The 20,651-nt window shown below is 69.3% G+C and carries 18 protein-coding genes, 1 rRNA gene and 1 riboswitch; of the genes, 13 read left to right on the top strand and 6 right to left on the bottom strand.

Going from position 1 to position 20,651, the window contains the following annotated elements:
• Window positions 1-71: 71 nt before the first annotated feature.
• Window positions 72-578: a hypothetical protein gene (locus ML342_RS10085; protein ID WP_240126926.1), complete on the top strand. Its 507-nt coding sequence runs from the start codon at window positions 72-74 to the stop codon at window positions 576-578.
• On the top strand, window positions 575-1,351 hold the full coding sequence (locus ML342_RS10080; protein WP_240126925.1) for a YkgJ family cysteine cluster protein: 777 nt from the start codon (window positions 575-577) through the stop codon (window positions 1,349-1,351). The genes ML342_RS10085 and ML342_RS10080 overlap by 4 nt, the downstream gene beginning before the upstream one ends.
• Here the strand turns inward: ML342_RS10080 and oleD are convergent.
• Both oleD and oleC read right to left on the bottom strand, forming a co-directional pair.
• A complete protein-coding gene (oleD, locus tag ML342_RS10075; protein WP_240126924.1) occupies window positions 1,282-2,283 on the bottom strand; it encodes a 2-alkyl-3-oxoalkanoate reductase in 1,002 nt (333 codons plus the stop codon). The genes ML342_RS10080 and oleD overlap by 70 nt on opposite strands.
• The gene (gene oleC, locus ML342_RS10070) at window positions 2,280-3,935 is read right to left on the bottom strand and encodes an olefin beta-lactone synthetase (RefSeq protein ID WP_240126923.1); all 1,656 of its coding nucleotides are present in this window, start codon (window positions 3,933-3,935) and stop codon (window positions 2,280-2,282) included. Before oleC ends, oleD begins: the two co-directional genes overlap by 4 nt.
• A 110-nt stretch (window positions 3,936-4,045) precedes the next feature.
• Between oleC and ML342_RS10065 the strand changes: the two genes are divergently transcribed.
• Window positions 4,046-4,426, top strand: coding sequence for a YkgJ family cysteine cluster protein (locus ML342_RS10065; RefSeq protein ID WP_240126922.1), 381 nt, complete (start codon window positions 4,046-4,048; stop codon window positions 4,424-4,426).
• A 233-nt stretch (window positions 4,427-4,659) separates the two neighbouring features.
• Here ML342_RS10065 and bioD read toward each other — a convergent pair whose 3' ends face one another.
• Window positions 4,660-5,340 (bottom strand): dethiobiotin synthase, encoded by a 681-nt coding sequence (bioD, locus tag ML342_RS10060; protein WP_240126921.1) that lies wholly within the window; start codon window positions 5,338-5,340, stop codon window positions 4,660-4,662.
• A gap of 66 nt (window positions 5,341-5,406) precedes the next feature.
• On the opposite strand from bioD, the gene ML342_RS10055 reads away from it, so the two are divergent.
• The 3 genes from ML342_RS10055 (at window position 5,407) to ML342_RS10045 (ending at window position 8,562) form a co-directional block, all read left to right on the top strand.
• On the top strand, window positions 5,407-5,892 hold the full coding sequence (locus ML342_RS10055) for a free L-methionine (R)-S-oxide reductase MsrC (protein WP_240126920.1): 486 nt from the start codon (window positions 5,407-5,409) through the stop codon (window positions 5,890-5,892).
• Window positions 5,889-6,278 carry a TfoX/Sxy family protein gene (locus tag ML342_RS10050; protein ID WP_240126919.1) on the top strand — a complete coding sequence of 130 codons (390 nt, stop codon included), beginning with the start codon at window positions 5,889-5,891 and terminating at the stop codon, window positions 6,276-6,278. Before ML342_RS10055 ends, ML342_RS10050 begins: the two co-directional genes overlap by 4 nt.
• 10 nt (window positions 6,279-6,288) lie before the next feature.
• Window positions 6,289-6,514, top strand: a riboswitch (cobalamin riboswitch).
• A gap of 122 nt (window positions 6,515-6,636) precedes the next feature.
• Window positions 6,637-8,562 carry a TonB-dependent receptor domain-containing protein gene (locus ML342_RS10045; protein WP_240126918.1) on the top strand — a complete coding sequence of 642 codons (1,926 nt, stop codon included), beginning with the start codon at window positions 6,637-6,639 and terminating at the stop codon, window positions 8,560-8,562.
• 118 nt (window positions 8,563-8,680) lie between these two features.
• Here ML342_RS10045 and ML342_RS10040 read toward each other — a convergent pair whose 3' ends face one another.
• Complete coding sequence (locus ML342_RS10040) at window positions 8,681-10,810, bottom strand: putative bifunctional diguanylate cyclase/phosphodiesterase (RefSeq protein ID WP_240126917.1); 2,130 nt, start codon at window positions 10,808-10,810, stop codon at window positions 8,681-8,683.
• A gap of 105 nt (window positions 10,811-10,915) precedes the next feature.
• Window positions 10,916-12,748: a glutamine--fructose-6-phosphate transaminase (isomerizing) gene (gene glmS / locus ML342_RS10035; RefSeq protein WP_240126916.1), complete on the bottom strand. Its 1,833-nt coding sequence runs from the start codon at window positions 12,746-12,748 to the stop codon at window positions 10,916-10,918.
• 161 nt (window positions 12,749-12,909) lie between these two features.
• Here glmS and ML342_RS10030 point away from each other — a divergent pair, with 161 nt between their 5' ends.
• Genes ML342_RS10030 through ML342_RS10000 form a run of 7 tightly spaced genes read left to right on the top strand, consistent with a single transcriptional unit; the run spans window position 12,910 to window position 20,473 of the window.
• A complete protein-coding gene (locus ML342_RS10030) occupies window positions 12,910-14,226 on the top strand; it encodes an efflux RND transporter periplasmic adaptor subunit (protein WP_240126915.1) in 1,317 nt (438 codons plus the stop codon).
• A gap of 3 nt (window positions 14,227-14,229) precedes the next feature.
• Window positions 14,230-14,436, top strand: a complete 207-nt coding sequence (locus ML342_RS10025) for a hypothetical protein (RefSeq protein ID WP_240126914.1) — start codon at window positions 14,230-14,232, stop codon at window positions 14,434-14,436.
• Window positions 14,437-14,489: 53 nt separating this feature from the next.
• Entirely contained in the window at window positions 14,490-15,215 is a 726-nt protein-coding gene (locus tag ML342_RS10020; protein ID WP_240126913.1) for an ABC transporter ATP-binding protein, read from the top strand.
• Window positions 15,216-15,225: 10 nt separating this feature from the next.
• Window positions 15,226-16,530, top strand: coding sequence for an ABC transporter permease (locus ML342_RS10015; protein WP_240126912.1), 1,305 nt, complete (start codon window positions 15,226-15,228; stop codon window positions 16,528-16,530).
• 41 nt (window positions 16,531-16,571) lie between these two features.
• Window positions 16,572-17,795 carry an ABC transporter permease gene (locus ML342_RS10010; protein ID WP_240126911.1) on the top strand — a complete coding sequence of 408 codons (1,224 nt, stop codon included), beginning with the start codon at window positions 16,572-16,574 and terminating at the stop codon, window positions 17,793-17,795.
• A gap of 22 nt (window positions 17,796-17,817) precedes the next feature.
• On the top strand, window positions 17,818-19,158 hold the full coding sequence (locus ML342_RS10005) for a sigma-54-dependent transcriptional regulator (protein WP_240126910.1): 1,341 nt from the start codon (window positions 17,818-17,820) through the stop codon (window positions 19,156-19,158).
• Window position 19,159: 1 nt separating this feature from the next.
• Window positions 19,160-20,473 carry a sensor histidine kinase gene (locus ML342_RS10000; protein ID WP_439655193.1) on the top strand — a complete coding sequence of 438 codons (1,314 nt, stop codon included), beginning with the start codon at window positions 19,160-19,162 and terminating at the stop codon, window positions 20,471-20,473.
• A 95-nt stretch (window positions 20,474-20,568) separates the two neighbouring features.
• Here the strand turns inward: ML342_RS10000 and rrf are convergent.
• Window positions 20,569-20,651: ribosomal RNA gene (rrf, locus tag ML342_RS12050) — 5S ribosomal RNA — on the bottom strand; the annotation flags it as partial.

Here is a 20,651-nt window from a genome sequence, read left to right as displayed (position 1 = left end):
GCGGGGCGGACGCGAAAATCCGGCGGCATCCTGCCGATACATTCTCGTGTCCATCACGCGGAGAGGCCGCCATGTCGGATTCCACCCTTACTCACAGCCTGCGCGCGCTGGCGCTGGCCAGCACCAGCCTCGGCCTGGTCTTGGGCTACACCCCGGCACAAGCCCAGCAGCGCGCACCCGCCGGGCAGAACGCCACCAACACGCCAGCCGCGCAAGCGGCGCAGCAACCCAGCAACCGCGGCTACGTCGTGGGCGATGGAGGCGTTGCCCGCGCCACCACGCATCAGGACGGCGCCGAAGGCAGCAGTCCCACGGCCGCGCAAGCGGCGCAGCAACCCAGCAACCGCGGCTACGTCGTGGGCGATGCCGGAGTGGCACGCCGCAAAGCGGCGGGCACCTACCACCACTTCAAGATCGAGATCGAGGGTCGGCAAGCCGCTCCCGCCGCCCAGCCGTCTCCTCAAGCTTCGCAGACACAGCAGACGATGCAGCCCAAGGGCAGCTATCGCTATCTGAAGCGGCAATCCAGCCAGACCGAGAAACCTGGCGCCACCGCCAGCAACGACGGCACGCCGTGAGCCGCGAGGCGGCGCCGGATCCGACCTCGCGGCTGCAGGAAGACAGCGCCTTCTCCTACCGCTGCCATGCCTGCGGGCGCTGCTGCCATCACAAGCTGATCTATCTGGCCCCGCACGAAGTGCTGCAACTGGCCCGCCATCTGGGCATGCGCACCACGGCTTTCCTGGCAGAGCTCGCCGGCCCCGGCCCCAGTCTGCGCCTGCGCGAGGAGGATGGCGCCTGCATATTTCTGGACGGCAGCGCCTGCCGCGTGCATCCGGTACGGCCGCTGGCCTGCCGGCTGTATCCGCTGGGTCTGCACGCCGACGTGGACGGGAGCGAGACGTTCTCACCACTGGATCCGCATCCGCACAGCGCCGGCGAGTACGGGCGCGAAGGAACGGTGGCCGGGTTCCTCGCCGCACAAGGCGTGGGGCCGTGGCGGGACTGGTCGCGACGCTATGCACAGCTGCATTCGCGCATGCTCGAGGTGCTGGCACGGCTGGAGGCAACGCCGCCCTCTGCCGTCTCTCCGACACCGGAGATCGCCGCAGCGCTGGATGCCATCGGCACCGGCGACTGGATGGACATCGACGCCGTGCTCGAGCGCGATGCCACGCAGCGCGGCACGCCGCCTCCCGCCACGGTCGAACAGGCGATCGCGCGGCACCTGGCGTTGCTGCACGCCTGGCTGGATGCGCTGCTGGCCGCGACCAGGCCGGTTCAGGCGGACGCCGCCAGCGATGCCCGCAGCCGCGCCAGCCCGTCCGCCATCGACACCCGCGGCACGTAGCCAAAGTCACGCGCGGCCGGCGCCATCGAATACCAGTGCGGGGTGGCCAGCTGTTCGGCCAGAAAGCGCGTCATCGGCGGATCGCCGCGCAGCGGCAGCAGCGTCCACAGCCCCTCGCAGACCGCCCCGAGCGCGTAGGCCGCGCGGAACGGGATCGTGGCATGCACTTCCGGCGCGCCGGCGGCGCGCAGCAAGGCATTGAGCACCTCGCGCAGCGGCCACGGCTCGCCATTGCTGATGAAGTAGGCGCGCCCGGCGCAGGCGGTGCCCGGATGCAGGTGGTCGAGCGCATCCAGATGCGCCTGCGCGGCGTTGTCGATGTAGGTGGTATCGACCAGGTTGTCGCCGCTGCCGACCAGGCGCAGGCGGCCGCTGCGCGCGCGCGCAACCAGCCGCGGCAGGATCTGGGTATCGCCCGGCCCCCAGATCAGGCGCGGGCGCAGCGCCACCGTCGCCAGCTCCGGGCCATTGGCCGCCAGCGCCTCGCGCTCGGCGATGATCTTGGTCGCGGCGTAATGCGCCTTCACGCCCTCGCCGTAGGGCACCTCCTCGGCCGTCGCGCCTTGCACCGGGTGGGTGGCGCGATGGGCCACGCTGGGCGTGGACGTGTAGACCAGCCGCGGGATGCCGTGCGCGCGGCAGGCCGCGATGACGTTGCGGGTGCCGAGCACGTTCGCGCTGAAGTAGCTGGCATGGCTGCCCCAGGCGCCGGCCTTGGCGGCGTTGTGCAGCACTGCGTCGAAGCCGCCGGCGAACGCGCGCAGCACGGCGTCGCGGTCGGCCAGATCGCCCTGGATCTGGGCAACGCCCAACGGCGCGAGCGCGGGGTGATAGTGGCGGCTGAAGCTGGTCACACAATCGCCGCGCGCCACCAGCGCCCGGCACAAGGCCTGGCCGAGGAAGCCGCCGCCGCCGGTGACGAGGATCTTCATGCGGCCTCCTTGCGCAACTGCTGCGCCGCCCACGCCGCCAGCGCCTCGCGGCCAATCTTGGCGTTATGGCGGATGTCCACCGGAAATGGTTTTGGATAATGCAGGAAGTGCGCGATCTTGGCGGTATGCACGAAGCCGTCGGCGCGATGGCGCAGCTCCTCGACGATCCGCGGCCAGGCCTCGCGCCCCACCCCGGCCTGCAGCTCCACGCACAGCACCGGCGTCTGCGCGCCCTTCGCGCCGACCCCGACCAGCGCCGTGCGCCGCACCTGCGGATGGGCGTTGAAGACCGGCTCCACCTGCTCGGTGCATAGCGTGGTGTGGGCATCCATCACCACCCGCTGCGACTTGCGCCCGCAGAACCACAGCCGGCCCTCGCCGTCGAACCAGCCCAGGTCGCCCATGCGGTGGACGATGCGATGGCTACCATCGGGCAGCGTCTCGCGGATCTTGGCGAGCGCGGTCTGCGCATCGCGATTGAAATAGGCGTCGGTGGCGCTGGGGCCGGCGACGGTGATCTCGCCCACCTGCCCCGGCGCGACCTGCAATCCGTCGTGCCACTCGGGAATCGCGCCATCGTCGATACGGATGATGCGCACCGTATTGCCCGCCACCGGACGGCCGACGCAGGTGCCGGCGCCGCTCTCGGTGCGTGCGCGCAAGGTGAGCAGCTCACGCCCTTCGATCACCGCCACCGGCAGGCACTCGGTCGCGCCATAGGGCGTCCAGAACCGCGCATCCTGCGGCAAGAGCGCCAGCATTTTCTCGACCACCTCCGGCGGCACCGGGGCGCCGGCGCTGGTGACGCGCTTCAAGGTAGGCAGCGGCTGGCCATGATCGGCCAGGACGCGCATCAAGGCCGGCGAGCCGAACAGCTGGTCGGCGCCGAACCGCGCGATCGCCGCGTGCAGCTTGCGCGGATCGGCCAGCGCCGGGCGCGTGGGGTCCATGTCGGGAATGATGCTGGTCAGGCCGAGGGCCGGATCGAACAACGCGAACGGCGGGAAGGTGGGGAAATCCACTCCGCCGGGCACGATCCCGAACGCCTCACGCAGCATTTCGACCTGCGCAACGAAATGGCGGTGCCGGTACACCACGCCCTTGGGCACGCCGGTACTGCCGCTGGTGAACAGGATCGCGGCCACGTCGTCGGCGTCGGTATCCGCCAGCTGCGGCCCCGCGCCGGCGCCCTCGGCCTCGACCTGGGCCAGGGTCGCCTCCGCCAGCAGCGGCCAGCGCCCGGTGGTGATCCGCACCGCCGCCGAACGCGCCCAGCCCAGCAGCGCCTTCGCCAGCAGCGCCAGCGGAATGCCGATGAACGCCTGCGGCTGGGCCTCGTCCAGGCACTGCTTGAGCGCGCGCTTGTCGATCCCGGGGTCCACCAGCACCGGCACCGCGCCGGCCTTGAACAGCGCGAACATCAGCAGGAAGAACTCCGGCGTGGGCCGCACCATCACCACCGTGCGGGTGCCGCGCACGATCCCGCGCCGGGCCAGGCCGGCGGCGATCGCATCGCTGCGCGCATCCAGCGCGGCGTAGGTCAACGTTTCGCCGTAGCGCCCGTCGCGCCCGGGGCAGCGCATGGCGATCTGGTCCGGGCGCTCGCGCGCCAGCTGCGGCAGCGCCGCGGCAATGTTGCAGGGCTGATTCATGCCGGCATTATGGCCTGCCGCCCGCGCTTGGCGGCCTCTTGCATGGCCGTCGCGGGCCATCAAAAATCCGCGTCCCGCCACTTTCGCCGCGCACCGCCCGGCCCGTTCACATGCACCCCTGTCTGACCTGCGGCGCCTGCTGCACGCAGTACCGCGTCGCCTTCCACTGGATGGAATCGGACGCCGTCACCCCAGGGGGAGTCCCGGATGCACTGACCGAGCGGCTCGATGCCCACCGCCTGTGCATGCGCGGCACCTACGCCCCGCCGATCCGCTGCGTGGCGCTGGATGCCGACATCGGCAAATACTCGCGCTGCACCATTCACCCGCAACGCCCGTCGGTCTGCCGCGAGGTGGAGGCGTCATGGGAGTTCGGCCGCCCCAGCCCGCAGTGCGACAAGGCCCGCGCCGCCTTCGGGCTGCCGCTGCTGACGCCCGAAGATTGGATCGGGATGGCGGAACCCGAGGAAAAACTCACCGCCGGAGATTGACCAACGGACGGCATGCCAGATGCGCAGCCATGCATTCTGCGCTTCCGATCAACCCCTCGCTTTATTTTGTCTGCGGTCTCCCCCGCGCACGCGGGGATCGACCTGCGGTGAGGAGAGCAGCACACGGCCTATTGCGTCGGCATGAAGAAGCCTCAACTTCCGTGCCAGCTGAGCCGGTCGAAGACTGCCTCCCCTCCCCAAGCTCAGGACGAACGAGCTTCAACCATGCCAGATCAATGAGCGGCCCGCATCGGCACGCGCAGGTGCGCGGCCAGCGTCTGCGGATCGCCACCCGGCGCATGCGGCAGCACGCCCCAGCACGGTGCCGGCAGGCGCGCGCGCAGGATCGCCAGGTTGTCCTCCACCCGCTCCATCGCCGGGTCCACGTGCGAGCCGATCCAGCCGGCCAGGTGCAGGCCATCGGCGGCGATCGCACGCGCGCTCAGCAGCGCGTGGTTGATGCAGCCCAGGCGCAGCCCGACCACCAGCACCACCGGCAGGCGCAGCGCGCGCACCAGGTCCGCCTGCATCAGGCTGGCCGACAGCGGCGCGGCCCAGCCGCCGACGCCCTCCACCACCAGCGCATCCACCTGCGCCGTCAGCCGCGCATAAGCCGTCAAAATCGGCGCCAGCGTCACCTCGACGCCGGCATCGCGCGCGGCCAGCTCCGGGGCCAGCGGGTGCTCCAGCGCGAACGGGTTGATGTCGGCGTAGTCGATCCCGGGCTCGCCCGCGCACTGCAAGGCCAGCGCGTCGGCGTTGCGCCAGGCGCCGTCGATGCGCTCGCAGCCGCTGGCGACCGGCTTCATCCCCGCGGCACGCAGGCCTTGGCGGCGCAGCGCGTGCACCAGCGCGCAGCTGGAAAAGGTCTTGCCGATGCCAGTATCGGTGCCGGTGACATAGAAGGAAACCATCGTGCCTCCCATGGGCCAACAGGGGCGCATGGTAGCCCGGCGGCTCGCGATTGCTACACTGCGCGCATGAGCTTCTCCTTTCCGCCTCTCACCGGCAGCAAGCCGGAACGCTACGCGCAGCTGCTGGAGCAGGTGCGTGCCCTGCTGCATGACGAGCGCGACCGCATCGCCAATGCCGCCAACCTGTCGGCGCTGGTGTACCACGCGCTGCCCGACCTGAACTGGGTGGGTTTCTATTTCTTCGACGGCAGCGAGCTGGTGGTCGGCCCGTTCCAGGGCCTGCCCGCCTGCGTGCGCATTCCGCTGGACAAAGGCGTCTGCGGCGCCGCCGCGCGCACCCGCCAGACCCAGCGGGTGGACGACGTGCACGCCTTCCCCGGCCACATCGCCTGCGATTCGGCCAGCCGTTCGGAACTGGTGGTGCCGCTGTACCGGGGCGAGGCCCTGATCGGCGTGTTCGATCTCGACAGCCCGCTGCCGGCGCGCTTCGACGGCGACGACCAGCGCGGGCTGGAGGCGATCGCCGCAGCCTATCTGGAATCCCTGGAGTGACCCTGAAGCTGCGCAACATCGGACCAAAATCCGCGGCCTGGCTGCGCCAGGTGGGCGTACGCACGCGCGAGGACCTGGCGACGATCGGCGTCGTCGGCGCCTACATGAAAGTCCGTCGCGCAGGCTTCAAGCCCAGCCTGAACCTGCTTTATGCGCTGGAAGGCGCGCTCGCCGACTGCCACTGGCAGGACGTACCGGAAGCGCGTCGCGCGGAACTGGTGCAGGCCGCCGAAGCCGCGATCGCGCAGCTGCCACCGCCGCGCGGGCGCCCGGCCGCCGCCCCGGTCACCACCACCCATCACGACGAATCAGCGGACATGCCGCCGGCGCTGGCCCTGTTCGACGACGATCGCGGCGGGCATCCGGGCCACCGCGACGGCGACTGACCCGCCACGCTACACTAGCCGCGCTCGAGGTGACCTGTCGGCCCGGCCGGCGGGTTGAAACGGGAAGCCGGTGACGAGGCGCGCGAGCGCCGCCATTCCGGCGCTGCCCCCGCAACGGTAAGCGTGACGACGCCAGCAGCGGCCACTGTGCATCCGCATGGGAAGGCGCTGGCGGGGAACATCCGCGCGATGTTCCGCGCGCAAGCCCGGAGACCGGCCTCGAGTCTGTCTGGTGGCGATGCGGAGGGCGTCGCGCGGCCTGCGCGCGCGTTGCTGCCCGCCGTGTCCGTCGATCCCCCGCATGGCCATCGCCCACCATCCCAGGGCGCGCGGGCGTGCGCGCCGGAGACGACCATCCATGCAATCCCGATCTTTCTTCTTGCCCCAAACCCGCAAACCTCGTGCCGGCCGCTGGCTGCCCGCCGCGCTGCCGCTGGCCCTCGCCGCCGCCCTGCCGGCGACCGCGCGCGCCGACGACGCCAAGACCCTCGACCACGTGATCGTCACCGCTACCCGTACCCCGACCACGGCGGATGCCGCGCTGGCCGCGGTGGAGGTGATCGACCGCGCGCAGATCGATGCCAGCGGCGCGCACTCGCTGCCGGAACTGCTGCGCGGGCGCGCCGGCATCGACATCGTCAACCAGGGCGGGCTGGGCAAGCTGAGCACCCTGTTCCTGCGCGGCACCGAATCTGACCACACTCTGTTTCTGGTGGATGGCGTGCGGATCGGCTCGCCGACCTCCGGCCTGGCCTCGCTCCAGGACATCCCGCTGGCGCTGATCGAACGCATCGAGATCGTGCGCGGGCCGCGCTCGTCGCTGTACGGCGCGGATGCGATCGGCGGGGTGATCCAGATCTTCACCCGCCGCGACACCGCGCGCGGCACCCACGCGCGCGCGCGCATCGCGGCCGGCAGCCACGGCCTGCGCGAAGCCAGCGCCGGGCTGGACCTGCGCGGCGCGCGCGGCGGCATCGGCGTGGACGTGGCGCACCAGCGCACCGACGGCATCAATGCCTGCACCGGGTATTTCGATCCGCTGACCTGGAACGGTGCCGGCTGCTTCATCGTGCCCGGCACCCAGCTGGACCGCGACGGCTACCGCAACCGCAGCGCCAGCGTGCGCGCCGATTTCACGCCCGCCGACGGCTGGCAGCTGGATGCGCACGCCTTCCGCGCCAGCGGCCACAACGATTACGACGGCAGCTACGTGGACAACTCCGACATCGTCCAGCAGGTGGTCGGCGGCAGCGTGCGCTGGACGCCAGTGGACGCGCTGCAGCTCAAGCTCAGCGCCGGCCGCAACACCGACGACTCCCGCAACTACCTCGGCCAGGCCTTCAGCAACCGCTTCGCCACCCACCGCGACAGCGCCAGCCTGCAGGGTGATCTCACCCTGGCCCAGGGCCAGCGGCTGAGCGCGGGCCTGGACTGGCTGCGCGATGCCGCCAACGTCACCGACCCGTGGGCGCCGTTCGCGCGCACCCGCGGCAACCGCGGGCTGTTCGTGCAGTACCAGGGCGAATCGGCGGTGGCGGCGGGGATGCAGAACCTGCAGCTTGCCTTGCGCCGCGACGACAACGACCAGTTCGGCGGCCACACCACCGGCAACCTCGCCTGGGGCCGCGACCTCGGCGGCGGCTGGCGCGTCACCGCCAGCCACGGCACCGCGTTCAAGGCGCCCACCTTCAACGAGCTGTACTACCCCGGCTTCAGCAACCCCCTGCTGCGCCCGGAAACCGCGCGCAGCAGCGAGCTGTCGCTGGCGCGCAGCGGCGCGAACTGGCATCTGCAGGCCAATGCCTACCAGACCCGCGTCCGCGACCTGATCGCCTACGACGCCACGCTTGGCAAACCCGCCAACCTCGATTCCGCGCGCATCCGCGGGCTGGAGCTGACCGCCGACGCACAGTGGGGCGCATGGTCGGCGCGCGGCCAGCTGGGCTGGCTGCAGACCCGCAACGAAAGCCCTGGTGGCAACCACGGCAAGCCGCTGCCGCGGCGCGCGCCGCGCAGCGTGCGGCTCGACCTGGATCGCGAGGCCGGCGCGTGGGGCTTCGGCCTGAGCGGGATCGCGCAGGCCGCGCGTTGGGACGACGTGGCCAACACCCTGCGCGTGGGCGGCTACGCCACCCTGGACGCGCGCATCACCCGCCGCCTCGCGCACGGCTGGACGCTGCAGGCGAACGTCACCAATGCGCTGGACAAGCGCTACCAGACCAGCGCGTACTACCCGCAGCCGGGGCGCGAATACACCCTGAGCCTGCGCTGGCAGGGCGACTGAGCCTGCGATGCTCCTCCTGCGCCGGCAGTCCGCCGCGGCTGCCGGCGCAGCGCTTGGCGCTCGCGCCAGGCGCGCGTCCACGCCTTCACGCGCGGCGCCCGCCGAGCGCAAGACCCCATCACTGCGCGGCGGACCCGCTCTCTCCTTCGAGCAGCCGCTTGCACGCACGCAGCAGGTCCAGGCATTCCGGCGGCGCCAGCGGCTTGAAGAACAGATAGCCCTGCGCCTGGTCGCAGCGCGCGGCGCGCAGGAAGGCGAACTGATCCTGGGTTTCCACGCCCTCGCCCACCACCACCATTCCCAGGCTGTGCGCCAGCGCGATCACGGTCCGCACGATGGTGGCGTCATTGGCGTCATGGGTGATGTCGGACACGAACGAGCGGTCGATCTTCAGGCAGTACAGCGGCAGCGATTTCAGGTAGGCCAGCGAGGAATAGCCGGTGCCGAAGTCGTCGATGGCGATGCGCACGCCCAGCCGCTGCAGGTCGGTCAGCGCCACCGTGGCCGCGCCCAGATCATCCATCAGCATCGACTCGGTGATCTCCAGCTCCAGATCCTGCGGCTGCAGCCCGGTTTCGCGCAGCGCGCGGCTGACTTCCTCGGCGATGTCGCGCTGGCGGAACTGGCGTGCCGACAGATTCACCGCCATGGTGCCCGCCGGCAGCCCTTCGTCGCGCCACTGCCGCAGCTGGCGGCAGGCTTCGCGTAGCACCCAGTTGCCGATCGGCAGGATCAACCCGGTGCGCTCGGCCACCGGAATGAACTCGTCCGGGCGCACCGGGCCCAGCTCCGCGCTATGCCAGCGCAGCAATGCTTCCCAACCGACCAGGCGGCCGCTTTCGATCTCCCATTTCGGCTGGTAGTGCACGGCCAGCTCGCCGCGCGCCAGCGCATGGCCGAGTCCTGCCTCCAGCTGCGCCTCGCGCCGGAACGCCTGCTCCAGGGCCGCGTCATAGGCCACCACGCAATTGCGCCCGGCCTGCTTGGCCTGGCGCAAAGCAAGATTGGCATGGTTGACCAGCGCGCCCGCCGACAGCGGCGACAGGGCATGCCCGGCCAGCCCGATGCTGGCGCCGATGCCGATCCGGTCTTCGCCAAGCTCGAACTCACGCGCCAGCCCGACCAGCAAGGTTTCGGCGCACTGCCGCCCCGACGCCAGCGTGGTATCTGGCAGGTAGATCAGGAACTGATCGCCGCTGAAGCGCGCCAGCTGCGCCGAAGCGGGCAGCACCTCGCGCAGGCGCGCAGCGAGCGCCACCAGCAGGCGGTCGCCCTGGGCGTGGCCGAGGGTGTCGTTGACGTTCTGGAAATGGTCCAGGTCCAGCAGCAACAGCGCGCCCGGCCGCCGCCCGCCGTTCTCGCCCAGCGCCCGCTCGAGGCTGGCGAGGGCGGCGCTGCGGTTGGGCAAGCCGGTCAGCGCATCGTGCGTCAGCATGTGCTGCATCTGCCGGAACGGCCGGCGCACGGCCTCCACATATACCGCGCGGTACAGGTAGTAGTAGGCCGCCAGCTTGAACAGATGCCCAAGCAGGTTGGGCGTGCTGGTGATGCGCTCGTACAGGGTGAAATACAGCTCGCTGACCGCCATCAGCAGCAGCGCCAGCAGCAGGCTGGCGGTATCGCAGCCGGTGACCTTTTGCCGGCGCAGCACCAGCACCAGCGCCGCCAGCAGGTACAGCCCGCAGGCGCCCCACTCCAGCCAGATTTTGAGCGGGGTCAGGCCAACGCCGTCCACATACATCGTCGCCAGCCGCTGCGGCGCGGTCAGCGGCAGCCAGGCCAGCGCCAGGGCCAGCGCCAGCATCGCGCCAAACCAGGCGCCGCGGCGCACGCGCGAGGCCGGCGCCGGGCGCTCCGCGAACAGCACGTAGGCCAGCAGCCCCAGCGCCGCCAGATAGCGCGCCAGCAGCCACAGCAGGATGGTCTTCTGCGCCGAGTTCGGGCCGGCCAGCTCCGGCATGCCGGCATAGGTCAACAGATGCAGCAGGTCCAGCGCACCCACCGCCAGGAACACGCCGCCCAGCTCCAGCGCGCGCCCCGAACGGTCGGTATCGGCCGCCGTGGCGCCGGTGACGAAGACCAGCACCGCCACCACCACGGTCAGGATCTCCAGCAGCGAATGCAGGGCCAGGAATTCCCCCTGCGGCACCAGCCACTGGAGCCCAGTGGCAGCCTGCCAGCCCAGCAGCGCCAGGCCCAGGACCAGCAGCAGGCTCCCGACCCAGTGGCGCGGGGCAAGCGTCGGCATCAGCAGTCCTCCTCGGCGTGGTGGTGACAGGGATGATCGGGACGCGGAGCGTATGCCATCAATGGCGCGCTGCGGCGATCATCCTAAACGCAAAGGTCATTCCCCTCACTCCACCGTCACAGACTTGGCCAAGTTACGCGGTTTGTCCACGTCGGTGCCGCGCGCCAGCGCGGCGTGGTAGGCCAGCAGCTGCACCGGGATGGCATGCACGATCGGCGACAGGACGCCGACGTGGCGCGGGGTGCGGATCACGTGGACGCCCTCGGAGTCACTGAAGCGGCTGTCGGCGTCGGCGAACACGAACATCTCGCCGCCGCGCGCGCGCACTTCCTGGATGTTGGACTTCACCTTCTCCAGCAGCGCATCGTTGGGCGCGATCACCACCACCGGCATCTGGGTGTCCACCAGCGCCAGCGGGCCGTGCTTGAGCTCGCCGGCCGGGTAGCCCTCGGCGTGGATGTACGAGATTTCCTTGAGCTTGAGCGCGCCTTCCAGCGCGATCGGGTAGTGCGTGCCGCGGCCGAGGAACAGCGCGTGCTGGCGCGGGGCGAACGCCGCCGCCCACGACGCGATCTGCGGTTCCAGATTGAGCGCGTGCTGCACGCTGCCCGGCAGGTGCCGCAACTCATCCAGCAGCGCGGCCTCGCGCGCGGCGTCCACCTGGCCGCGCTGGCGGCCCAGCGCCACCGCCAGCGCGAACAGCGCCACCAGCTGGGTGGTGAAGGCCTTGGTCGAAGCCACCCCGATCTCGGCGCCGGCGCGGGTGTAGAACACCAGCCGGCTGGCGCGCGGGATCGCGCTCTCGGGCACGTTGCAAATGGACAGCGTCCGGTCGTGACCCTGGGCCTTGGCGTATTTGAGCGCCTCCATCGTGTCCAACGTTTCGCCGGACTGCGAGATGGTGACGATCAGCTGCCTGGGGTTGCTCACTACTTTGCGATAGCGGTACTCGCTGGCGATATCGACCGCGCATGGGATGCCGGCGATGTCCTCGATCCAGTAACGCGCGGTCAGGCCAGCGTAGTAGCTGGTGCCGCAGGCGAGGATCTGCACCGACTCCACGTCGGCCAGCACCGCGGCCGCGTCCTTGCCGAACAGCGCCGGGTCGAAACCGCCGGCATCGAGGATGCCTTCGGCCGTGTCGCTGAGCGCGCGCGGCTGCTCGTGGATTTCCTTCTGCATGAAGTGGCGGTAGGGGCCGAGTTCCAGCGACGCCAGCGACACGTCGGAGACGTGCACCTCGCGCGTCACCGGCATATCGTGCGCATCGAACACCTGCACCTGGGTGCGGGTGAGCAGGGCGGTGTCGCCTTCCTCCAGATAAATCACCCGGCGCGTCGCCGAGACGATCGCAGACACGTCCGAGGCCACGAAGTTCTCGCCCTCGCCCAGGCCGATCAGCAGCGGGCAGCCCATGCGCGCGGCGACAAGGGTGTCGGGCTCACGCTTGTCCACCACCGCCAGCGCGTAGGCGCCGTGCAGCTCCTTGACCGCACGCTGCAAGGCTTGCAGCAGGCTCAACCCCTGCGCGCGGTAATGGTGAATCAGATGCGCCACCACTTCGGTATCGGTCTGCGATTCGAAGGTGTAACCGAGCGCACGCAGACGCTCACGCTGGGCTTCGTGATTCTCGATGATGCCGTTGTGCACCAGCGCCAGCTCGCCGCCGCTGATGTGCGGATGCGCGTTGGATTCGGTGACGCCGCCGTGGGTGGCCCAGCGGGTGTGGCCGATGCCGAGCGGCGCGGAGAGCCCTTCGGCGGTGGCAGCCGCCTCCATCTCGGAGACACGCCCGGTGCGGCGCACGCGGCGCACCGCCTCTGCCGTGACCACCGCAAGCCCAGCCGAGTCATAGCCGCGGTACTCCAGTCGCTTCAGTCCTTCCACGAGGACCGGCACCACGTCACGGCTGGCGATAGCTCCGACGATTCCACACATGCCCGGCAACTCCATTCCTTGACAAAGCTGGAAGTGTAGCGGCAGCCCCTTGCGTCCGTCCGGGCGGACGCGGTGTCCGCCCGGACGGACACCGCGGACACGCAAAGAGCGCAAGAAAATCAACATGTTGCGATTGGCACGCGGCTTGCCATACCTCGTGCATGGACACGCCCAACAGCCCGCCCCGCCTGCAACCGCGCAGCCGCATCCGCGACACCTCCGGCCAGGATCGCATGCCCCTCGAGTCCCACAGCCGCCGCCTGCCCCGCCGAGTGGGCTGGGTAGCGGGCGGCCTCGGCGTGCTGCTGCTGGCCGGATGGGTGGCCAAGGGCTGGCTGGGCGGCGCCCATTCCTACGACGCCTCGCGCCTGCGCATCGCCACCGTCACCCGCGGTGATCTGGTGCGCGACCTCAGCGCCGAGGGACGGGTGATCGCCGCCAACAGCCCCACCCTGTACGCCATCGCCGCTGGAACCGTGACCCTGAAGGTGGTCGCCGGCGACAAGGTCGCCAAAGGCCAACCGCTGGCGGTGATCGACAGCCCCGAGCTGCACAGCAAGCTGGTGCAGGAAGAATCCACTCTGGCCGGCCTCGAAGCAGAAGCCAGCCGCGCCGTGCTGGACGCACGAATCGCACGCGCCAACGCGCAGCGTGCGCTGGATCAGGCCATGATCGAACGGACCGCCGCCCAGCGCGACCTCGAGCGCTACCAGCGTGCCTATGCCGGAGGCGCCGTTGCCCAGAACGATCTGGCGCGCGCGCAGGACGGCCTGAAGAAAGCCGAGATCGGGCTGACCGCGGCGCAGCGCGACTTCCAGCTGCAAAGCGCAGGTGCCGCCCTGGATGCACGCAACAAGCAGCTGCAGGCGCAGCGCCAGCGCGCGGTGGTGGAAGAAGCGCGCCGTCAGGTGGAGGCGCTGACCCTGCGCGCGCCGTTCGATGGCCAGGTCGGCCAGGTGCAGGTGCCGCAAGGCACCCAGGTCGCCGCGCATGGCCCGGTGCTGAGCGTGGTCGATCTGAGCCGCTTCGAAGTGGAGATCAAAGTGCCGGAAAGCTTCGCCCGCGACCTGGGCCTGGGCATGCCGGCGCAGATTGCAACCGACACCGGCCGATACGCCGGCGAGATCGCTGCGGTCTCCCCGGAAGTCGTAAACGGCGAGGTCACCGCGCGCGTGCGCTTTGCCGACGGTCAGCAACCGCCGAACCTGCGCCAGAACCAGCGGCTGTCGGTGCGAATCGTGATGGGCACCCGCCACGACGTGCTGATGGTGGAGCGCGGCCCGTTCCTGGAGCAGGACGGCGGCCACTTCGCCTACGTGGTCGATGGCGACAGCGCCGTGCGCCGCCCAATCCGCACCGGCGCCGCCAGCCTCGCCAGCGTGGAAATCCTGTCGGGCCTGAAAGCAGGCGACCGCATCGTGGTCGCAGGCACCGACCAGTTCAACAACGCGGACCGCGTCCGCATCTCCGGAGACTAAGCCATGAACGCTTCCCCAGTACTGCCTTTGCACTTCCACTGGACGGCCCAAGAGCTGGCCGATGCCGTGCCCCAGCGTCTGAGCCAACTGCCGCTGTTCGACGCGGCAGCCGACACCCGCAACGCCTGCAATGATGCGCGCGCGCGGCCACGCCCCGCGGTTGGATATCTGCCGCGACCAGCCCTTACGCCCGCGTTTCGCATCCATTGACGACCCGCCACGCCATCACGATGGCGCGCCTCGCCCACACAAGGACTCCTCCCATGCTGAGCATGCATCAGATTGCCAAGGTCTACCGCACCGAACTCGTGGAAACGCACGCGCTGCGCTCGCTCGACCTGCACGTCGCCGAAGGCGAGTTCGTGGCCGTCACCGGGCCCTCCGGCTCGGGCAAGACCACCTTTCTCAACATTGCCGGCCTGCTGGAGGAGTTCACCAGCGGCGAGTACCTCTTGGACGGCGTGAACGTGAAGGGGCTGGACGACAGCGCGCGCTCACGCCTGCGCAACGAAAAGATCGGCTTCATCTTCCAGGGCTTCAACCTGATTCCCGATCTCAATCTGTTCGACAACTGCGACGTGCCGCTGCGCTACCGCGGGATGCCCGCGTCCGAGCGCAAGCTGCGGATCGAGGACGCGCTGGGCATGGTGGGCCTGGGCTCGCGCATGAAGCACTATCCGGCCGAACTCTCCGGCGGCCAGCAGCAGCGCGCGGCGATCGCACGCGCCCTGGCCGGCAGCCCACGCCTGCTGCTGGCGGACGAACCGACCGGCAACCTGGATTCGCAGATGGCGCGCAGCGTGATGGAACTGCTGGAAGAGATCAACTCGCAGGGCACCACCATCGTGATGGTCACCCACGATCCGGAGCTGGCCGCGCGCGCGCAGCGCAATGTCCACATCGTCGACGGCCAGGCCACCGACCTGGAACGCGAGGCCGTGCTGCTGCGCCCGCGCCCGGTGCCGTCCGTTTCCGCCACGGGTGCCTGAGGAGGCCGCCATGTTCGGGTATTACTTCCAGCTGGCCCTGCGCAGCTTCAAGCGCAACAAGGTGCTGACCGCGCTGATGGTGCTGGCGATCGCGCTCGGGATCGGCGCCAGCATGACCACCCTGACCGTGTTCCACGTGCTCTCCGGCGACCCCATCCCTGGCAAGAGCGACCGCCTGTTCTACGTGCAGCTGGATCCGGAGCCGATCGACGGCTATCAACCCGGCAGCGAACCGCAGGATCAGCTCACCCGTTACGACGCGCAGGAACTGCTGCGCCAGGCCAAGGCGCCGCGGCAGGCTATGATGACCGGCGGCGGCGGCGTGCTGGAGCCGGCGGGCACCAAGCTCAAGCCGTTCCTGATCGGCATGCGCTACACCTCGGCTGATTTCTTCCCGATGTTCGAGGTGCCATTCCTGCATGGGCGCGGTTGGAGCAAGGCGGATGACCAGGCGCACGCGCGCGTCGCGGTCATCACCCGCGAACTGGCCGAAAAGCTGTTCGGACGCACCGATGTCGTCGGTCGCGATGTACGCGTGGACGGGCATGATCTGCGCATCATCGGCGTGGCCAATCACTGGCAACCCAATCCGCACTTCTACGATCTGACGACTGGCAGCTACGCACGCGCGGAGGAAGTCTTCCTGCCGATCTCCACTGCGCTGGAGTTCAAGCTCGACCGCAATGGGAACATGAACTGCTTCGGGCGCAACGTGGTTGGCGACCCTACCGCCGAAAACGCTCCCTGCGCCTGGCTGCAGTACTGGGTGGAGCTGGACTCCGCCGCGGATGCGCCCGCCTACAAGGCCTACCTCGATCAGTATTCGGAGCAGCAGCGCCGCGCCGGCCGTTTCGAGCGCCCGGCCAATACCCGCCTGCGCAACGTGATGGAGTGGCTGGAGTTCCGCCAGGTGGTGCCGGGCGACGTGCGGTTGCAGCTGTGGCTGGCGTTCGGCTTCCTGCTAGTGTGCCTGCTCAACACCGTCGGTCTGCTGCTGGCCAAGTTCCTGCGCCGCAGCGGCGAGATCGGGGTGCGTCGCGCGCTCGGCGCCTCGCGCCTGGAGATCTTCAAGCAGTGCATGGTCGAATCCGGCGTGGTCGGCCTGGTCGGCGGCGTGGCCGGGCTCGGCTTGGCCCTGCTCGGCTTGTGGGCCGTGCGCCAGCGCCCGACCGATTACGCCTCGCTGGCGCACCTGGACCTGCCAATGCTGCTGCTCACCTTCGCGCTGGCGATCGCCGCCAGCCTGCTCGCCGGGTTGCTGCCCGCGTGGCGCGCGATGCGCGTGCCGCCGGCACTGCAGCTCAAGTCGCAATGATCCGCAGCGCCGCGCTGCCCACGCATCCCCGGAGAATCCCGATGGAAATCCGTCCCATCCTGTCCACCCTGGCCCGCCATAAGATCGCCGCTGCGCTGATCGTGCTGGAGATCGCGCTGACCTGCGCAATCCTGTGCAACGCCCTGTTCCTGGTGACGCAGCGCCTGGAGACCATGCGCATGCCCAGCGGCCTCGACGAGGACCGGCTGCTGATGGCCCAGGTCAACGGCATCGGCGCCCAGACCGATGCCGATGTGCGCACCCAGGAGGATCTGGCCGCGCTTCGCGCCATCCCCGGCGTCACCGCCGCGGTGATCGTCAACCAGGTACCGTTCCGCAACGGTTCCTGGAACACCGCGCTGGGCGTACGTCCCAATCAGCCAACGCCCACGCTTACCGCGGCGCAGTACATGGTGGGGGAAGGCATCCTCGAGGCCATGGGCCTGAAGCTCATCGCTGGACGCGACTTTCGTGCCGATGAATTCAGAACCGTCACCGAACTCAATCGATCCGACGACCCCAAGGCGCTGGCATCGCCGGTGATTCTCTCCGCGCAAGCGGCGCGGAAGCTGTTCCCGGATGGAAATGCCCTGGGCAAGGTCGCGTACATGGCCAACATCCCGCTGACCGTGGTCGGCGTGGTCGAAACCCTGACCCGCCCGACCCAGATGGATGGCAACCGCGACAGCTCGATCCTGTTGCCGGCGCGCATGAACTTCGCCAACGGGGGCTTCTATCTGGTGCGGGTGGCCGATCCCGCACGCCGCGAGGAGGTCGCCAAGGCGATCGAGCGCACGCTGGAGAAAGTCGATCCGAACCGCCTGATCAAGCCGGTGAAGTCCTACGCGCAGCAGCGCAGCGAGTATTTCGCCGCCGACCGCGACATGATCGGCCTTCTGCTGGTGGTCAGCGCTTTGCTGCTGCTGGTGACCGCGCTCGGCATCGTCGGCCTGGCCAGCTTCTGGGTGCAGCAGCGCACCAAACAGATCGGCATCCGGCGCGCGCTGGGCGCCACCCGCGGCCAGATCCTGCGCTACTTCCAGACCGAGAACTTCCTACTGGCATCGATCGGCATCGTGCTCGGCATGCTGCTGGCCTTCGCTATCAACCAGCTGCTGATGAGCAAGTACGCGCTGCCGCGCCTGCCCTGGCAGTATCTGCCCATCGGCGCACTGATGCTGTGGCTGCTGGGCCAGCTGGCGGTGCTTGGGCCGGCCTGGCGCGCGATGGCCATCTCCCCGGCGATCGCCACCCGTTCGGCCTGAGCCTGCGCCTACAATCGCCGACATGCCTACCGTCCTGGTCATCGATGACAATCCTTCGGTCGCTACCGCGCTGGACGTGCTGTTCTCGCTGCACGACATCCGCACGCTCGGCGCGGCCTCGCCCGAGGCCGGCCTGGCACTGCTGGAGCGGGAGCCGGTGGACCTGGTGATCCAGGACATGAACTTCGTCGCGGACACCACCTCCGGCGACGAAGGAGTGGCGCTGTTCCGCCAGATCCGCGCCCGCCACCCCGATCTCCCGGTGATCCTGCTGACCGCCTGGACTCATCTCGAGGCAGCGGTGGAACTGATCAAGGCCGGCGCCGCCGATTACCTGGCCAAGCCGTGGGATGATCAGAAACTGCTCGCGACGGTCAACAACCTGCTGGAGCTGGGCGAGAGCCGCCGGCAACTGGCGGCGGCCAGTCGCGGCGAACGCCAGCGTCGCAGCGCCCTGGCCCGTGAGTATGACCTGCGCGGCATCGTGTATGCCGATCCAGCGAGCGAGGCCGTGATCACCTTGGCCTGCCAGATCGCACGCGCCGACATCCCGGTCCTGATCACTGGCCCCAACGGGGCAGGCAAGGAACGCTATGCCGAGCTGGTGCACTTCAACAGCAGCGTAAAGAACGGGCCATTCGTGGCGCTCAACTGCGGCGCGCTGCCGGCGGACCTGATCGAAGCCGAGCTATTCGGCGCCGATGCCGGCGCCTATACCGGGGCGAACAAGCCGCGCGAGGGCAAGTTCGAAGCCGCCGACGGCGGCACCCTGTTTCTGGACGAGATCGGTACCCTGCCGCTAGCCGGGCAGGTGAAACTGCTGCGAGTGCTTGAGACTGGGCGCTTCGAGCGTCTGGGCAGCAACCGCGAGCGCAGCGTGAAAGTTCGCATCGTCAGCGCGACCAACGCCGACCTGCCCACGCTGATCGCCGAGGGCAAGTTCCGTGAGGATCTGTATTACCGACTCAACGGGATCGAACTGCGCGTCCCGCCGCTGGTGGCGCGTCCGCGCGACATCCTACCGCTGGCACGGCACTTCCTGCCGCCCGGCAAGCAGCTGGGCGAGGACGCCATGCGCGCCCTGCAGCGCCATCCGTGGCCGGGCAACGTGCGCGAGCTGCGCAACGTGATGCAGCGTGCCGCACTGCTGGCGCGCGGCGACACCATCGGCGCGGCCGACCTGGCACTGCCGGCCAGCGCACCGACACCCACGCACGCCATCGGCGAGGAGCCCGACCGCGCGACCATCGAAGCCGCGCTGGCCCGTTGCGGCGGAGTGTTGGCGCAGGCCGCCGCCGAGCTGGGGATGTCACGCCAGGCGCTGTACCGGCGACTCGATCGGCTCGGCATCACGCGGCCCTGACATGCGCTTCAATCCATCGCGCCCACCGTTGTTTCTGCGCATGCTTTTAGCCACTGCGCTGGGCGCTGGGCTCGCGGCCATCGTGGCCGCCTGGCTCACGCCTGACATGGGCGGCCTTCGCGCTGCGCTGCTGGCGTGGCTGCTGACGCTACCGCTTATCGGCTTGCTGCTGCACTGGGTGCTGGCGCCTGTTCGGCGGCTGTTCCGGGCCCTGGCCGGCACCGTCATCAGCTATCGCGATGGCGACTTCAGCTTCGGCATCGCCTGGCGCGGGGGCGGCGCGCTCGGCGAACTGGTGCAAGCGCACAATGCCCTGGGTCAGGCCCTGCGCGAGCAGCGCCAGAATCTGGTCCAGCGCGAACTGCTGCTGGACACCATGGTGCAGAACACTCCCGTGGCGATGATCCTGCTCGATCCTGCGCGGCGGATAGTGCTGGGCAATCTCGCTGCACGCCGGATGCTGGGCGAGGGACGGCGGCTGGAAGGGCGCGCATTCCAGGAGGTGCTGGCCAAGACCCCGGCGGCCATGCAAGAAGCGTTTGCGCGCGGCGGCGACGGCATGTTCAGCCTCAGCAGCGACGACGAGGAGGACATCTACCACCTCTCGCGCCGCAGCTTCCGACTCAATGGGCGCGTGCATGAGTTGATTCTGCTGCGCCAGCTCACCGCCGAGCTGCGCCGTCAGGAAGTGCAGACCTGGAAGAAAGTCATCCGGGTAATCAGCCACGAGCTCAACAATTCGCTGGCGCCAATCGCATCGCTCGCCCATTCCAGCGCGGAGCTGCTGCGCCGCGGCCAGCACGAGCGTCTTCCGACCGCCCTGGCGACCATTGAAGATCGTGCCCGGCATTTAGAAGGCTTCATCCGCGACTACGCGCGCTTCGCCAAACTACCCGCGCCGCGGCGGACAGCAGTGGAATGGACACATTTCGTACAGCAACTGCGCGCGCAGATCGCGTTCACCGCCGAAATCATTCCGACTGACGGCATCGCGCATTTTGACGCTGCCCAGCTCGAACAAACCTTGATCAACCTGCTCAAGAACGCACATGAATCCGGCTCTCCTCCTGAGGAAGTCCGGCTATCGATACGCAGGACGCCCGAAAGCTGGCGAATCGAAGTCCTGGATCGCGGCAGCGGCATGAATCCTGCGGTAATGGCCAACGCGCTGCTGCCGTTTTATTCCACCAAACGCAATGGCACCGGGCTTGGCCTGGCACTTGCGCGTGAGATCATCGAAGCGCACGGCGGCCGCATCGCCCTGCTCAACCGCGACGGCGGCGGGCTGTGCGTCACGATGCAGCTTCCGCACTGAGCCGCTCTCAAAAGCGGCGTCGGTCGATCGTTCACTTTACTGGTGCTTTCGGCAAAGAAAAACCCCTCCTGTTGGGGAGGGGTTTGGGGATAAGGCCCTGGCGATGACCTACTCTTGCATGGATGGGACCACACTACCATCGGCGCGGCTGCGTTTCACTTCCGAGTTCGGGATGGGA

It is taken from the genome of Thermomonas alba, from assembly GCF_022419205.1.
Lineage (GTDB): Bacteria > Pseudomonadota > Gammaproteobacteria > Xanthomonadales > Xanthomonadaceae > Thermomonas > Thermomonas alba.
This window is presented reverse-complemented; position numbering and strand designations above follow the sequence as displayed.